Origin of the sequence: Pseudidiomarina sp., from assembly GCF_048267825.1 — a bacterium.
Classification (GTDB): Bacteria; Pseudomonadota; Gammaproteobacteria; order Enterobacterales; family Alteromonadaceae; genus Pseudidiomarina.
The window spans coordinates 129,943-145,612 of record NZ_JBLWWR010000003.1 but is presented as its reverse complement, the minus strand read 5'-3'; the positions used below and the strand labels follow the sequence as shown (position 1 = coordinate 145,612).

Below are 15,670 nucleotides of genomic sequence, written 5' to 3'. Positions count from 1 at the left end.
GGGAAACTCAGAAGCAGGAAAGCGGAGCGGTAGTTCAGTTGGTTAGAATACCGGCCTGTCACGCCGGGGGTCGCGGGTTCGAGTCCCGTCCGCTCCGCCACTTTCCTGAAATGTAGTTGTTATACCGCTGCGGAGCGGTAGTTCAGTTGGTTAGAATACCGGCCTGTCACGCCGGGGGTCGCGGGTTCGAGTCCCGTCCGCTCCGCCATCTCTCAAGTTGTAAATTCCCCATATTAAATTCTCGAATATCTGTACGCTGTTGTGAATCACCCGACAAAACATATCCTTGCGCAAGAATTAGCCGAACTGCAGCAAACTTGGGGCAAATTGTTACAATTGTGCCATGAACGGCTCTTGAGCCGAACTTCCTTGAAGAGTACATTAGTAAGGTTAAATTCACACAAGGGAGAATAACTATGCGCAAGAGCCTTATCGCTGTTGCTATTGGCGCGGCACTTACGGTCGCTGCCTGTTCTGATAAAGACGCAACTCAGCAAGTCAATGAAACTGTTCAAACCGAGCAAGCTCAAAACTCAGCATTTAATGAAAGCAATCCTTTCTACGCAGAAAGCACACTGCCGTACAATGCGCCAGATTTCACGCAAATTAAATTTGAGCATTACATGCCAGCGTTTGAAGCAGGTATGGACGAGCATGCGAAAGAAATCGAGGCAATCGCAAGTAACTCAGAAGCTCCAACATTTGAAAATACCATTGTCGCGATGGAGCGTGCTGGTGCATTGCTAAACCGCGTAGCATCCGTTTTCTATAACGTAGCTGGTTCAAATGGTAATGACGATACCCGCGCCTTACAGAGCGAGTTAGCGCCAAAAATGGCTGCGCATAGCGATAACATTTCCTTGAACCCTGAGCTATTTGCTCGCGTGAAAGCGGTATACGACAACCGCGAAGAGCTTGACGGCGAAGCGCTTCGCCTGGTTGAAGACACGTACAAAGGTTTTGTTCGTGCTGGTGCGCAATTGAATGAAGAAGCTAAAGGCAAAATTCGTGAAATTAACTCCGAAGTTTCGTCTTTGACCACAGAGTTTCAACGTAACCTGATGGCGTTGGCTAAAGAGAATATGATTGTTGTTGATGACAAGGCACAGTTAGCTGGCTTGAGCGATGCTGAAATTCAGCAGCTTGCAGCCGCCGCTACTTCAGTTGGTCATGATGGCAAATACGCAATTTCCATCACCAACACCACCCGTCAACCGATTCTTTCGTCACTGGAAAATCGTGAACTTCGCCAACGCATTTGGGAAGCTTCAGCCTACCGTGGCACAGGTAACACTGAAACTGACAACCGTCCTTTGGTTAAACGTTTAGCGCAATTGCGTGCCGAAAAAGCACAGTTGCTTGGCTATGACAGCTGGGGTGACTACGTGCTTGAGAACAGCATGGCCGGCAACCCTGAAGCAGCACAAGAAATGTTGCGCAAATTGGTTCCGGCAGTGGTTAGCAACGTTGAAGCTGAAAAAGCAGAAATCCAAGCCATGATTGACCGTGAAGGCGGTGACTTTGAAGTACAACCATGGGATTGGGCGTATTACGCTGAGAAAGTTCGCGCCGAGAAATATGCGTTAGATTCTGAAGAAGTTAAAAAATACTTCGAATTTAACCGCGTTGTTGAAGATGGCGTGTTCTTCGCGATGAAGGAACTGTTCGGTATCACGTTTGAGCAGCGCGACGACATCCCAACGTATGGCGACAACATTCGCGTTTATGAAGTAAAAGACATCGACGGCGAAACACTCGGCCTGTTTTACGGCGACTGGTTCACACGTGACGGTAAACGTGGCGGTGCTTGGATGAGCTCGTTTGTTAGTCAGTCTAATTTATTAGACAAAAAGCCAGTTGTTCTGAACAACCAAAACATCAAATTAGCCGCTGAAGGCCCAACCTTCCTGAGCTTTGATGAAGTAAGTACCATGTTCCATGAAATGGGCCACGGCTTACACGGCATGTTCTCAGACGTTATGTACCCGTCACTTGCTGGTACATCAGTATCACGTGACTACGTTGAGTTTCCGTCAACCTTCCAGGAAGACTGGATGCTGAATGAAAAGGTTTTGAATAACTTTGCGAAGCATTACGAAACTGGCGAACAAATGCCAAAAGAATTACTCGACAAAGTGTTAGCAGCGAAAAACTTTAACATGGGTTATGACACGTTAGAGTACATTGCGTCTGCGTTACTCGATTTCGAATATCACACCTTATCGCCAGAAGCTGCGGCCAGCATTGAAGATGTTGCGGCATTTGAAACTGCTGCGCTGGAGCGTAACGGTGTGGCTGTTGACGCGGTGCCACCACGTTATAAATCAACCTTCTTTGCGCACGTATTTGCTGGCGGTTATTCAGCCGGTTATTACGCGTACATGTGGTCAGAAATTCTTGCTGCAGACGCGTTTAAATACATGCAAGAGCAGGGCGGTTTAACTTTAGAAAATGGTCAGAAATTCCGTGACACTATTTTGTCTAAAGGGAACAGCAAAGACCCAATGCAACAGTACATTGACTTCCGTGGCCAAGAGCCAACCGGTGAGGCCTTACTGGAGCGTCGCGGTTTAACGACACCTAAAATCGATTAATACGTGATTACAGTGTTAAAGGGGGACAGAGCTGGCTCTGGCCCCCTTTTTTTGATATACAGGTTGCTAAAATTTGTGCGAAAGAGAGTACAGGGATGCCAGAGATTTTGTTTGCTTCACAGCCTATTTACGATTGCGACGGCCATATTTATGCGCATGAGCTTCTTTATCGTCATGAAACGGGGATTACCGCGTTTGAAGTCGGTGACAGTGTTGCAACCAGTGAAGTGCTTTATAACCTTTGCACAGGCCTGTTAGAGTACGTTGAGCACATCAAACTACCGGTGTGTGTGAATGTCTCAACTGAATTTTTGCTGTCTGGGCTATTTCTCCCTTTAGCGCCTGAACACGTGATTGTCGAATTAGTTGAGCGAATTGAGCCAAACGATGAAATTATTGCAGCAATTGAGCGCTGGGTAGCTAAAGGATTTCGGTTCGCACTGGATGATTTTGAATTTCAAGAAGATTGGAAACCTCTACTCGATCTCGCGACTATCATCAAAGTTGATATTGAAAAAACGCCATTTGATCTGGCCAAGCAGCGCTACCAAGAGTTGCAACATCTTGATGTACTCTGGCTTGCCGAACGCATTGAAGATGAAACAACACTGCAACAATATCAGGAATTAGGCTTTGACCTGTTTCAAGGCTACTTTCTTGCCCGACCAACTGCTGTTGAAGGTCGGCGCGTACCATCTGCGGCTGCAACGCAACTAACGCTTGTTATCAACCAGCTATTTGCGGAAGACCCTGAGCTGTATGAAATAGTTGCAGCGCTGCAAACCGACCCCGTGTTGGTGGTCAATCTATTGCGAATTGCTAACAGCCCGTATTACGGACTGACTCGTAAAATCGAGTCCTTAAAAGAAGTGGTTATGTTATTAGGCCTTGAACCACTGCGTAAATGGGTGTTGTTAATTGTCGCGGTAAAAGGGCAGGCACCGGAAAAAACGAAGTTAATACTGACCCGCGCTTACATGTGTAGCGAATTAGCACGCAAAAAAGACCCATTTAATCGCTTACCAGGGCCAGCGTTCTTAGTTGGTCTGCTGTCAGGTTCGGAAGTTCTTCTAGGTATTGAAAAACAAACATTTATTGCTGACTTAAATGTCTCCGAGTCGGTTCGCTCTGCAGTATTAAATGACGAAGGCGAACTGGGGAAATACCTGCAAGCAGTGCAACAATTTGAATATGATTTAGCGATGAAGAAACCGTTAGAATCGCATGGCGATTTGTTTGATATTTATCAGCAGTGTCACTTCTTAGTTGATGAATTGCTTAACAACATCGTGATCGAATAACCACCAAGCGCTAGTGATTCAGGCCATATCCTGCTATAATTCGGGCCACTTTTTTCTGTCCTGAACTAATGAATAGGAATCACTATGTCGACTGATAGTTCAAAGATTATTTACACTGAAACTGATGAAGCTCCACGTTTGGCGACGTATTCGTTGCTGCCAATTATTCGTGCTTTTACCGATGCAGCAGGCGTGTCAGTGGAAACCCGTGACATCAGTTTAGCGGGTCGTATTATTGCGAGTTTCCCAGAGTATTTAACGGAAGAGCAGCGCATCAGTGATGCCCTTGCTGAACTGGGCGAATTGGCGAAAACGCCTGAAGCAAACATCATTAAATTGCCAAATATCAGTGCGTCTATTCCACAGCTGATGGCCGCCATCAAAGAGTTACAGGAACAAGGTTATAAACTTCCAAACTATCCTATGGAAGCAAAAACCGATGAAGAGCGTGATGTTAAATCTCGCTATGACAAAATTAAAGGTTCTGCAGTAAACCCTGTGTTGCGCGAAGGTAACTCTGATCGTCGCGCGCCAACTTCGGTTAAAAACTTCGCAAAGAAACACCCACACCGCATGGGTGCTTGGAGTAAAGACTCGCGAACGCACGTTGCACACATGAGCGATGGCGATTTCTACAGCAGCGAACAATCGACAACGTTTGCACAAGCCGATGACTTAAAAGTTGTGCTGAACACGCCAGCAGGCCAAACCGTGCTTAAAGACTCCGTCAAAGTATTAGCCGGCGAAGTTGTTGATGCTGCGCGCATGAGTGCATCTCAGCTACAAGCTTTCTTCGCCAAAGAAACTGCAGCCGCTAAAGAGCAGGGTATTCTGCTATCACTGCACTTAAAAGCAACCATGATGAAGGTTTCTGACCCAATCATGTTCGGTCATGCCGTAAAAGTTTACTTCGCTGACGTTTTCGCAAAACACGCCGATGTATTTAACAAACTTGGCGTTGATGCAACCAATGGTTTCGGCGACGTGTTGGCGAAAATTGCCGATCTTCCAGCAGAACAGCGCGCTGAAATTGAAGCAGATATTCAAGCTGTTTATGACAAACAACCTGAATTAGCGATGGTTAATTCAGACAAAGGTATTACCAACTTGCACGTGCCAAGCGATGTGATTATCGATGCATCAATGCCTGCAATGATTCGCGATGGCGGCACCATGTGGGATCGTCAAGGTAAAACCCAAGACACCAAAGCCATGATTCCAGATCGTTGCTATGCCGGTGTTTATCAAGCGACTATCGACTTTTGTAAAGACAACGGCGCGTTTGATCCGGCAACCATGGGCACAGTGCCAAACGTCGGTTTGATGGCGCAAAAAGCTGAAGAATACGGCTCGCATGATAAAACGTTTGAAATTCCAGCTGATGGTACAGTTGTTGTATTAAACAAAGCTGGCGAAACTGTATTTTCACACGATGTCGAAAAAGGTGATATCTGGCGCATGTGTCAGGTTAAAGATGCGCCAATTCGCGACTGGGTGAAGCTGGCGGTTAATCGTTCGCGCTTAAGTGGTATGCCTGCTGTGTTTTGGTTAGATGAGAACCGTGCACACGACGCTGAACTGATCAAGAAAGTTAATGCGTATCTGAAAGAGCACGATACTGACGGGCTCGATCTTCGTATTATGGCGCCAACGGAAGCCACGACGCACACGCTAGCACGTGTCAAAGAAGGCAAAGACACCATTTCAGTTACCGGTAACGTATTGCGCGACTACTTAACTGATTTGTTCCCAATTCTGGAACTGGGCACGTCAGCGAAGATGCTGTCAATTGTGCCACTGATGAACGGTGGTGGCTTGTTCGAGACCGGTGCGGGTGGTTCTGCACCGAAGCACGTACAGCAATTTGTTGAAGAAAATTATTTACGTTGGGATTCACTGGGCGAATTCTTAGCATTGGCAGCGTCATTGGAGCACCTTGCTCAGCGTAATAACAATGACCGCGCGCAGATTTTGGCGGATGCTCTGGACGCTGCAACGTCAAAATTCCTTGAAAACAACAAGTCGCCTGCACGTAAACTGGGTCAAATCGACAACCGAGGCAGCCACTTCTATCTAGGCATGTATTGGGCAGAAGCATTGGCGGCGCAGAGTAAAGATAAGGCGTTGGCTGAGCGTTTTGGTAAGTTGGCCAAACTGCTTAATGAAAACGAAGCTAAAATTGTTGAAGAGCTGAACAGTGTGCATGGTCACTCTGTTGAAATTGGTGGTTACTACCAGCCAAATCCAGAGTTAGTTGATAAGGCCATGCGTCCGTCAGCGACTTTGAATAGCACCTTGGCTAGCTTATAAGTGAGTTTAACCGGAATGTGAAAAGCCGAGGCTATTTGCCTCGGTTTTTTTATAACTAAACGCTGGGTAAGCGGAATCGTCAGGTGATAGACTAATAAACGAAACTGCCGCACGTACTGCGACACTTACTCTTTTGAGGAATAAACATGACTGACCAAGTAGAATATATTCAAAGCCCTTTGTGCCGCGAATACACGGATGAAGGACATAAAGTTGAAATTGATATCTACCGTACTGAGGACAGTGGTTGGGTTCTTGAAATTGTTGACGAAGGTAATAACTCGACAGTGTGGGAAGATAAATTTGAAACCGATCAAGAAGCTTTAGACGAAGCACTCGATGCACTAAAGCAAGAGGGTATACAAGCCTTTGTCGGTAGTTTCGAATAAATCAGATAACTTGCTGAGCCCAATTTAATGAGGCTCAGCAAGCCAACTCAAAAGTTCCAGCCCAACCTGTTGGCTGGCTTGTCCTAAAGCTTGAACAGCACTGGCTGCAGAAGAATCATTTAACACCACCTCAGCTTGAAACGTTTTGCTCGCGGTTAAACGGCGGTTTTTTATATCGATAAGTTGTGCATCGAATCGCACCGTAGCGAGCGCGCCTGCCGTTGACTCGATGATGTGGAACGCCTGCAGGCGACCAGCCACCTGCCATTGCGCGTCCAAACCCTGTTGCCGTGAGCTGATGTCGTCAAAACGCGTGTCACGCCATAAGGCGTCGAGTAGCCAGTTTTGCCACACGGATGCGATAGGCGCGCTCCACCGAGCTTCTGAGTAAGCCACAATGCTACCGTTATGAGTCACTCGTAAGATACGCTCAAGTTGCAACATGTCAGCCAGTTCAGGCTCGGCTACGCTTATTTGTTGCTTCGAAACCGCAGCAGAATTAATCACTTGTGCGGGTTCTAACGTATAAAAGTCAATCGGCTTAGGCTCGGGTAAGATACTGCAACCCGATGTGAGTAGCACCACTGCGATACTGGCGAAACCAAATTTCTTACTCATGGTTGATACTCCCGCACTTGTTCGCCCTCAAACTTGGCGGCGATGGTATTTAAACGCTGCAAGGTGCGTTGCAGCTCTATTAGAGTTGGACCCAATTCGGCAATGCCCGCCATTCCGGCATCAATATTGCCTCGATTTTGGCTAATTAACTGATTGAGGTCGGCACTTGCGCTGGCCAGATTGTTTAACGTCTGATCGGCCTTATCAAATAGGGGTTCGCTGCGCTTTGAAACTTCTTCTTCAAGTGAAACCAATGAGTCGTTCAGCTGTTTGGTACTGGCCTGCAGGTTATCGAGAACGCTGGCGATACTGCTGGACTGCTGTGCCATTTCAGTACTAAAGGTATCGACATTAGTAAGGATAGACTCGATAGATTGCATATTGGTGTCTGAAAACAGTCTATTCGCGTTGCTAATCATTTGGCTTACATTGACAAAGAGCTCCTCGGTGCTAAGCCGCAGTTGGGTCAATTGTGAAGGCTCGGCAATGATTTCTGGTATACCTTCACCACTATTAATGGGGGGACTTTGTGCGACGCTTTGTTCTAAAGCAATGCCACTGGCACCGGTAATATTTAGCAGTGACAAACTCGCTACAGTTGCCTGAGTTACTGGCGTTTCGGCATTAATTTGAATGCGAGCACGAACCACCCGAGCATCATCTTTATCTAAACTCAGACGAGTAACTTCACCAACATTAATCCCGTTGAATTGCACTGGGCTGGCAATTGTTAACCCGGAAACGGGCTCTTTGAAAAGCACGTCATATTGCTTGTACGCGCGCTTTGAGTCAGCATTCGTTAGCCAGAGCACAAATGCGAGTGCCCCCAACAGCAGTGTGAGTGTTAACACCCCAACAATAATATGGTGTGCTTTAGTTTCCATCGGTTAATCCTCCTTGCGAGCGGCGTGCGCCGCAGCGCGTCCACGTGGGCCATGGAAATAGGACTGAATCCATGTATTAGGGTTCGCTGCCACCTTTGCAACGGTATCTATAGCGATAATACGTTTCTCGGCAAGCACCGCAATGCGGTCGCAAATTGCATAGAGTGTGTCGAGATCATGCGTAACCAGAACAACTGTTAAGCCAAGCGCGTTCGATAGCGTTTTAATCAGACGATCAAATGCAGCGGCATTGAGCGGATCAAGCCCGGCGGTTGGCTCATCTAAAAACACGATATCAGGTTCGCGAATCAAAGCACGTGCCAGTGCTGCGCGTTTTACCATGCCGCCCGATAGCTCCGCTGGGTAGTGTTCGCCAGCTTGCTGACTGAGCCCAACTAAGGCCAATTTAATCTGTGCCAGATGCAATGCTTGTGATCGGCTCAGTCGTGAGTGTTCTATCAAGGGGAGGGCGACATTCTCCGCAACGGTCATTGAAGAAAATAAGGCACCATGCTGAAACAATACTCCAATTGGTGATGCGTTAAGTATAACTTCACCGGCATCTGGTTTATGCAGGCCAATAGCGGTTCGCAGCAATACTGACTTGCCGGCTCCCGAACCACCCACGAGACCGATGATTTCACCGCGGTAAACGTCGAGGTCAAGGTTTTGATGCACCATCTGATTGCCAAATCGGTTGCTGATTTGTCGCATGGATAAAATTGTTTCGGCTGACTTAATCACCAATTCATCTCCATGAAAAATAATGCGGCAATGGCATCGAGCAGAATAACAGCAAACAGCGCCTGTACCACGCTGGAGGTCGTGTGCTGACCAATAGAGCGCGCACTATTGGTAACTTTAAACCCTTCTAAGCAGCCAATAGTTGCAATTACAACAGCGAAAAAGGGGGCTTTGCTCATACCGACCCAAAAGTGGCGTATCGGAACTTCATTAAGAATGGACAGGTATTGATTCCACGAAATATCGAGACTCCCGACAGCAACAGCCGCGCCACCGGCTAAGCCAGCCAAAATAGAAATAAAACCTAACAGCGGCAACATAACCAGTAGGGCCAATAGACGCGGTATAACAAGCAGCTCAATAGGGTCCAATTGCTCCACGCGCATGGCGTCAAGCTCTTCATTAACTTTCATAGCGCCAATCTGAGCAGTAAAAGAGCTCGCCGTTCGGCCTGCCAGCAAAATCGCAGCAAGTAATACACCAAGTTCACGCATAAAACCGAATGCAACCAGATCGACGATATAAATAGTGGCGCCGAATTCCGTCAGTACAGTTGCCCCTAAAAACGCAACGACGGCACCCACCAAAAAGGCCATCAAACTCACAATAGGAATGGCTGCTAAGCCAGCCTGTTGCATGTGATAAAACCATGCTGTAATGCGCCACCGGGAGGGACGAAGTAGAACCGCTAAACAGGTGAGTACCAGATCGCCAATAAAATTGAGTAGTAGCACCAGCTGATGCACCTGGTTACTAACGTTTTGGCCAAGCTGGGCTATCAAACCGACCGCAGAGAACGAGGGTTTTTCGGTATAAAGCTCAGTTGCTTGGGTTGCTTGCACCACGCTGGCAAAAATATCCCGTTGGTCACTTGTGAGTCCTTGCGCTTGCTGCAGTAGTTTATCGAGTTGTGGACTGCCAAGGTAATCCGCTAATAAACTGGCTGTGTTGAAGTCAACTTTGCCTAAATTGGAACAATCTAATGTTGTAGCGTCAGGCCTTTGTGGTAATTTTTGGATTGCTTGGTTCAGGGTAATGTAGTGCTCGAGTGTCCACTCACCACCGACTTGCAGTAGCTTTTCGGTATTGTTGTAGTGAATAAACCCGCCGCGTGACATAAAACCCCAACAAAGTGGTTAGCTTAGAAAAAATACTATAACAACTAATGAACATTTAGTCAGTTTTCACGCAAATTTTACAGCCAATTCAAAAGGTCACAATCACTACATGACATAGCGTGATGCATGCGGCACAATAACCAGATAATTATTAATGAGTGTATGAAATAACGCATGAGCGAAGTGAGCAAACAGCCCCAATTTATTCACCTACGTGTCCACAGCGACTTTTCGATGATGGATGGTCTCGCAAAGGTTAAGCCTATTTGCGAAGCCACCGCAGCGAAGGGGATGCCTGCGTTAGCGTTAACTGATCAAATGAATATGTGTGGCTTAGTTCGTTTTTATCGCACAGCCCATGACCAGGGGTTAAAGCCAATTGTCGGCTGCGATCTCTGGGTGCTGCCAGAAGGCTGGACAGCGGACTCACAAGATGAGCCTTTTCGGTTAACTGCTTTAGCTATGAACAATGCAGGCTATCAGCAACTGACGCAATTAATTAGCCGTGGTTATTTAGCTGGGCATCGTAGTGGCAAACCTTGTGTAAATAAAGAATGGCTGATTGATCATCAGCGAGGTTTGTTGCTTCTGTCAGGTGGCCGCGAAGGCGACATTGGCCGTAAGTTGCTGCAAAATCGTGCGGACGAAGCGCGCGAACTGTTAGCTTTTTATCAACAACACTTTGCCGATCGTTTCTACCTTGAATTACTGCGAACGGGTCGCCCCGGTGAAGACGAATACTTGCATGCAGCGGTTGCGTTAGCAGCTGAAAATGACGTGCCTGTTGTTGCGACCAATGAAGTAATGTTCTTGCGCGCGGAAGACTTCAACGCGCATGAAGTGCGTGTCGCGGTATCTGACGGTTATACACTGGACGATAAGCGTCGCCCGAAGAAATACAGCGCCGAGCAATATTTAAAAAGTGCCGACGAAATGCTCGAGCTGTTTAGCGATATTCCTGAAGCTTTAGCCAATACAGTTGAAATTGCGAAGCGTTGCAATGTAACAGTAACACTCGATAAACACGTACTGCCTGAATTTCCAACGGGTGGCATGACCACGGAAGACTTCCTGGTTAAAAAATCTATTGAAGGTTTGGAACAACGTTTACAGGTTTTGTTTCCCGACCCTGAACAACGCCAGCAGAATCGTGCTCCCTACGATGAACGCCTCAAGATTGAACTCGATGTTATTAACCAAATGGGTTTTCCGGGTTATTTCTTGATCGTCATGGAATTTATTCAATGGTCAAAAGATAACAATATTCCAGTAGGCCCGGGGCGTGGTTCTGGTGCAGGTTCATTGGTTGCCTATGCGCTCAAAATTACCGATCTTGACCCATTAGAACTTGATTTGCTTTTCGAACGGTTTTTGAACCCTGAGCGGGTATCGATGCCCGATTTCGATATCGATTTCTGTATGGATCGCCGTGATGAAGTTATTGACCATGTTGCCGACCTCTATGGCCGTGAAGCAGTGTCCCAGATCATCACGTTCGGTACGATGGCGGCAAAAGCCTCAATTCGTGATGTTGGTCGCGTACTGGGCCACCCCTACGGGTTTGTTGATAAAATCACCAAGTTAGTTCCCGGAGATCCGGGTATGACACTTGAAAAAGCCTTTGAGATAGAGCCTCGCATTGTCGAAATGTACGAACAAGATGACGACGTGCGCGAAATCATCGACATGGCGCGGATACTCGAAGGGGTTACGCGTAATGCCGGTAAACATGCGGGCGGTGTTGTTATCGCACCGGAACGCATCACAGATTTTTCGCCACTGTATTGTGATGACGAAGGCAAACAACCGGTTACTCAATTCGACAAAAACGATGTTGAAGCCGCAGGCTTAGTAAAGTTTGACTTTTTGGGGCTGCGCACACTGACGATTATTCAGTGGGCTCTGGACATGGTTAATGCTAATCGTCAGCGTGACGGCCAAGAGCCTATCGACATTAATCACATTCCTTTGGATGACCCACGTTGTTTCTCCTTACTGAAAAAGGGTGCAACCACTGCGGTATTCCAGCTTGAATCCGCCGGTATGAAGCAACTGATCAAAAAGCTGTTGCCGGATAGCTTTGAAGATATTATCGCTTTGGTAGCATTGTTTCGTCCGGGGCCATTGCAATCGGGCATGGTTGATAACTTCATTGACCGTAAGCACGGCCGTGAAGCGATTTCGTATCCGGATAAAGACTATCAGCACGAATTACTGAAGCCTATCCTGGAGCCAACCTACGGCGTCATTTTATACCAAGAACAGGTGATGCAGATTGCACAGGTACTGGCAGGGTATTCGTTGGGCGGTGCTGACTTGTTGCGCCGAGCAATGGGTAAAAAGAAACCCGAAGAAATGGCTAAACAGCGTGCGGTCTTTGAAGAAGGTGCGCGTAAAAATGGCATTGACGGTGAGCTGGCAATTAAAATATTCGACTTGGTCGAAAAGTTTGCCGGTTACGGTTTTAACAAATCACATTCCGCGGCTTATGCGTTAGTTTCGTATCAAACTTTGTGGATGAAAACCCATTATCCAGCTGAGTTTATGGCGGCGGTTATGTCCGCAGATATGGATAACACGGATAAAATCGTCACGTTAGTTGATGAATGCGAAAATATGGGTATTAAATTACTTCCACCTGACGTGAATAGGGGCCAGTATAAGTTTACCGTTGATGCAGAACAGTCCATTGTGTATGGAATTGGTGCGATAAAAGGTGTTGGTGAAGGCCCCATTGAGGCAATACTGGCCGCACGTGAAGAAGGGCCGTTTACCGATTTATTTGATTTCTGTTGCCGTGTTGATCTGAAAAAGCTCAACCGACGTGTCTTGGAAAAGCTAATAAAAGCTGGCGCTATGGACTCGCTGGGCCCGCATCGGGCTACTATTATGGCTACGCTAGAAAAAGCCATGCGTCAGGCCGAGCAACATGCACGCGCTGAAGCTATCGGACAGAGTGACTTGTTCGGCGTACTGACCACGGCTTCCGACGATGTTGAAATTGAACATGAGTTTGTTCAGGTTGCACCTTGGCAAGAAGGAATGTGGTTAGAAGGCGAACGCGAAACGCTTGGGCTATACTTAACGGGGCATCCGGTAAATCGGTATCGTGCTGAATTAAAAAATTATGTGCCAGCGGTGTTAGCGAATGTACGGCCAACGGGACGTGATCAGACAACAACAGTAGCAGGTCTGGTCGTTGACGTTCGCACCATGCTGAACCGACAGAATCAACGCTGGGCCATTGTGACCCTGCATGATAAAACAGCGCGGTTTGACGTGCGATTTTTTGCTAAAGATTATGAAAATTTTCAGCACATGCTCGAAAAAGACCAGATTTTAGTGGTAAAAGGAGAGGTCAGCTTTGATGATTACTCCTCTGCCAATACAATGACGGCACGTGAGGTGATGACTATTGTCGGAATGCGAGAGCAATACGCAAAAACGCTTCGCCTTACACTTCGACAAGAGCAATTAGAAGGGCATGGTTTAACGCAACTTACGCAGTTGTTAGAACCATTTAAGCAGGGCTCATGCCCGCTTCACATCCGTTATGTGCGCCCTGATTTAACGGCAGAATATGTGGCGGCCACAGAATGGTATGTGACCCCAACCGATGAATTGTTGTATGAGTTGCAACAGCGCTTTGGAAACCAAGCGGTTGAACTCGAATTTTAGTGGCAAATGGGAGCCATAATGAGTCTTAAATTTTTAGATTTTGAGCAGCCTATCGCAGAACTGCAGGCGCAAATCGAAGAATTAAAAGCAGTTGGCGCTAAAGGCAACTTTGATATTTCACTCGAAGAGGAAATTACGAAGCTGCAAGAGAAACGTGAACAACTCGTCGAAAAAATCTTCGGTGACTTGGGTGCGTGGCAAGTCGCGCAATTAGCACGTCATCCGCTACGTCCGTACACGCTTGACTACATTAAGCACATTTTTGATGATTTTGATGAGCTGGCGGGGGACAGAACCTTTGCTAACGACGAAGCTATCGTAGCGGGTACAGCACGCCTTGACGGTACCCCAGTGATGGTTATCGGACATCAAAAAGGTCGTGAAACGAAAGAAAAAATTCGCCGTAATTTTGGCATGCCGAAACCTGAAGGCTATCGCAAAGCGATGCGTCTGATGGAAATGGCAGAGCGTTTTAAAATGCCAATTATTACCTTTATTGATACGCCAGGAGCATACCCGGGTATCGGTGCTGAAGAGCGTGGCCAGTCTGAAGCGATTGCCCGTAACTTAAAGGTTATGGCGCGCTTGAATACGCCCATTATCTGTACTGTAATTGGCGAAGGCGGTTCCGGTGGCGCATTGGCGATTGGCGTTGGTGACCGCGTTAACATGTTGCAGTATTCAACCTACTCAGTGATTTCGCCAGAGGGCTGTGCATCAATTCTCTGGAAGAGTGCTGAAAAAGCACCTCTGGCAGCGGCAGCCATGGGCGTTACCGCGCAGCGTTCGAAAGAGTTGGGGCTAATTGATTCGATTATTGCTGAGCCAATTGGCGGCGCGCACCGTGATCAGGAAGAAATGGCGCGACGTTTGAAGAAGCAATTAATTGCCGATTTGGAGGCTCTGGTTAACTTAGACAGTGCCGCTCGCCTTGAACAACGTTATCAAAAGTTGATGTCATTTGGTTACTGCTAAGTGGAGTGATTCGCGTTGAACAATGCGACAACTCGCCAAATAAATAAAGGGGACAGTGCTCACACTGCTCCCCTTTATTCGTTATTTAAAGAACGATTATTAGCTTTAAATCCAGCAGCTAACCAACAGATTATTGTCTGCTTAGGCGGCGGTGCCGATTCACAGACAGTATTGGACTTACTGGATCGATTTCGACAAGAATTTCCAAATTACCGCTACTTAGCAATTCATCTTGATCATTCATTTCATCCCAGCTCGGCAACATGGGCGAAGGGGCTTCAAGCGGACTGTGAACGCCGGAAATTCCCGATGATTTGCGAAGTGCTACCGGTAGCAACCGGGGCTCGGGTAAGTAAAGAAGCGGCAGGTCGCGAGGCGCGCTATCAACGGCTAGAAGCACTTGGCGATGCCAACGCTATATTTCTGCTGGGTCAGCACCGTAATGACCAAATAGAAACCTTTCTGTTGCAACTTAAGCGCGGTGCTGGGCCGAAAGGGCTCGCGGCGATGGCAGCAGTTAGTCGAAAAAATCAACAGACTTGGTTTCGTCCGTTGTTGGATATCAGTAAACAAGAAATTTATGCTTACGCCCGTGCACAGCAGTTGCACTGGATTGAAGACGATACCAATTACGATATCAGTATTGAGCGAAATTATTTGCGCCATGAGGTTATTCCCAAATTAGAACAACGTTGGCCTCAATTTGGTCATTCAGTTTTGCGAAGCGCACAGTTATGTGCCGAAACACAGCATTTGCTTGAACAACTGCTGCATGATCGGGTTACACCGCATATTGATTCTGAAAAACGCTTAGCTACGCATTGGCTGCAAGACGCCTCGGCCGACCTTCAACGCGGCGCCTTGCGGTATTGGTTACAGGTTTGTGGTGCACCAATTCCTTCTTATGCGCAGCTTGAGCAATTACGCACGCAAATGCTACTTACTACAAACAACGCGCGCCCAGAAGTACGTTGGGGGCATTGCAAGGTGACTCGGCACACCGCCGATAATAAAGATCGTTTATTAACTTTAACTGAGCAATCTAGCTAGCTCGGTTTA

At 47.2% G+C, this 15,670-nt stretch carries 11 protein-coding genes and 2 tRNA genes; 9 read left to right on the top strand and 4 right to left on the bottom strand.

The features are described from left to right. Window positions 1–23 precede the first annotated feature (23 nt). The 6 genes from ACN0UN_RS04830 (at window position 24) to ACN0UN_RS04805 (ending at window position 6,594) form a co-directional block, all read left to right on the top strand. Window positions 24–100 (top strand) — tRNA-Asp (locus ACN0UN_RS04830). Window positions 101–131: 31 nt separating this feature from the next. Beyond that, window positions 132–208 (top strand) — tRNA-Asp (locus tag ACN0UN_RS04825). Window positions 209–416: 208 nt separating this feature from the next. After that, window positions 417–2,594, top strand: a complete 2,178-nt coding sequence (locus tag ACN0UN_RS04820) for a M3 family metallopeptidase (protein ID WP_417658975.1) — start codon at window positions 417–419, stop codon at window positions 2,592–2,594. A 95-nt stretch (window positions 2,595–2,689) separates the two neighbouring features. Next, window positions 2,690–3,895, top strand: coding sequence for an EAL and HDOD domain-containing protein (locus ACN0UN_RS04815; RefSeq protein WP_417658974.1), 1,206 nt, complete (start codon window positions 2,690–2,692; stop codon window positions 3,893–3,895). 84 nt (window positions 3,896–3,979) lie between these two features. After that, window positions 3,980–6,205: an NADP-dependent isocitrate dehydrogenase gene (locus ACN0UN_RS04810; RefSeq protein WP_417658973.1), complete on the top strand. Its 2,226-nt coding sequence runs from the start codon at window positions 3,980–3,982 to the stop codon at window positions 6,203–6,205. A 146-nt stretch (window positions 6,206–6,351) separates the two neighbouring features. Further along, window positions 6,352–6,594: a hypothetical protein gene (locus tag ACN0UN_RS04805; RefSeq protein WP_417658972.1), complete on the top strand. Its 243-nt coding sequence runs from the start codon at window positions 6,352–6,354 to the stop codon at window positions 6,592–6,594. Window positions 6,595–6,618: 24 nt separating this feature from the next. On the opposite strand, the gene ACN0UN_RS04800 is transcribed toward ACN0UN_RS04805, so the two are convergent. From ACN0UN_RS04800 to ACN0UN_RS04785, 4 genes are read right to left on the bottom strand one after another with little or no spacing between them, the layout of a single operon-like run. Further along, the gene (locus tag ACN0UN_RS04800; protein WP_417658971.1) at window positions 6,619–7,212 is read right to left on the bottom strand and encodes an ABC-type transport auxiliary lipoprotein family protein; all 594 of its coding nucleotides are present in this window, start codon (window positions 7,210–7,212) and stop codon (window positions 6,619–6,621) included. Next, window positions 7,209–8,096: an MlaD family protein gene (locus tag ACN0UN_RS04795; RefSeq protein ID WP_417658970.1), complete on the bottom strand. Its 888-nt coding sequence runs from the start codon at window positions 8,094–8,096 to the stop codon at window positions 7,209–7,211. The genes ACN0UN_RS04800 and ACN0UN_RS04795 overlap by 4 nt, the downstream gene beginning before the upstream one ends. A gap of 3 nt (window positions 8,097–8,099) precedes the next feature. Further along, window positions 8,100–8,810 (bottom strand): ABC transporter ATP-binding protein, encoded by a 711-nt coding sequence (locus tag ACN0UN_RS04790; protein ID WP_417658997.1) that lies wholly within the window; start codon window positions 8,808–8,810, stop codon window positions 8,100–8,102. Window positions 8,811–8,836: 26 nt separating this feature from the next. Beyond that, entirely contained in the window at window positions 8,837–9,958 is a 1,122-nt protein-coding gene (locus tag ACN0UN_RS04785) for an MlaE family ABC transporter permease (protein ID WP_417658969.1), read from the bottom strand. Between the two features lie 174 nt (window positions 9,959–10,132). Between ACN0UN_RS04785 and dnaE the strand changes: the two genes are divergently transcribed. Genes dnaE through tilS form a run of 3 tightly spaced genes read left to right on the top strand, consistent with a single transcriptional unit; the run spans window position 10,133 to window position 15,661 of the window. Beyond that, window positions 10,133–13,636 carry a DNA polymerase III subunit alpha gene (gene dnaE / locus ACN0UN_RS04780; protein ID WP_417658968.1) on the top strand — a complete coding sequence of 1,168 codons (3,504 nt, stop codon included), beginning with the start codon at window positions 10,133–10,135 and terminating at the stop codon, window positions 13,634–13,636. Window positions 13,637–13,654: 18 nt separating this feature from the next. Beyond that, entirely contained in the window at window positions 13,655–14,611 is a 957-nt protein-coding gene (gene accA / locus ACN0UN_RS04775) for an acetyl-CoA carboxylase carboxyl transferase subunit alpha (protein WP_417658967.1), read from the top strand. A 15-nt stretch (window positions 14,612–14,626) separates the two neighbouring features. Further along, a complete protein-coding gene (gene tilS, locus ACN0UN_RS04770; RefSeq protein WP_417658966.1) occupies window positions 14,627–15,661 on the top strand; it encodes a tRNA lysidine(34) synthetase TilS in 1,035 nt (344 codons plus the stop codon). Window positions 15,662–15,670 lie beyond the last annotated feature (9 nt).

Coding starts and splice junctions, on each gene's coding strand:
- ACN0UN_RS04820 (WP_417658975.1), top strand. CDS start 417: ATGCGCAAGAGCCTTATCGCTGTTGCTATTGGCGCGGCACTTACGGTC.
- ACN0UN_RS04815 (WP_417658974.1), top strand. CDS start 2,690: ATGCCAGAGATTTTGTTTGCTTCACAGCCTATTTACGATTGCGACGGC.
- ACN0UN_RS04810 (WP_417658973.1), top strand. CDS start 3,980: ATGTCGACTGATAGTTCAAAGATTATTTACACTGAAACTGATGAAGCT.
- ACN0UN_RS04805 (WP_417658972.1), top strand. CDS start 6,352: ATGACTGACCAAGTAGAATATATTCAAAGCCCTTTGTGCCGCGAATAC.
- ACN0UN_RS04800 (WP_417658971.1), bottom strand. CDS start 7,212: ATGAGTAAGAAATTTGGTTTCGCCAGTATCGCAGTGGTGCTACTCACA.
- ACN0UN_RS04795 (WP_417658970.1), bottom strand. CDS start 8,096: ATGGAAACTAAAGCACACCATATTATTGTTGGGGTGTTAACACTCACA.
- ACN0UN_RS04790 (WP_417658997.1), bottom strand. CDS start 8,810: ATGCGACAAATCAGCAACCGATTTGGCAATCAGATGGTGCATCAAAAC.
- ACN0UN_RS04785 (WP_417658969.1), bottom strand. CDS start 9,958: ATGTCACGCGGCGGGTTTATTCACTACAACAATACCGAAAAGCTACTG.
- dnaE (WP_417658968.1), top strand. CDS start 10,133: ATGAGCGAAGTGAGCAAACAGCCCCAATTTATTCACCTACGTGTCCAC.
- accA (WP_417658967.1), top strand. CDS start 13,655: ATGAGTCTTAAATTTTTAGATTTTGAGCAGCCTATCGCAGAACTGCAG.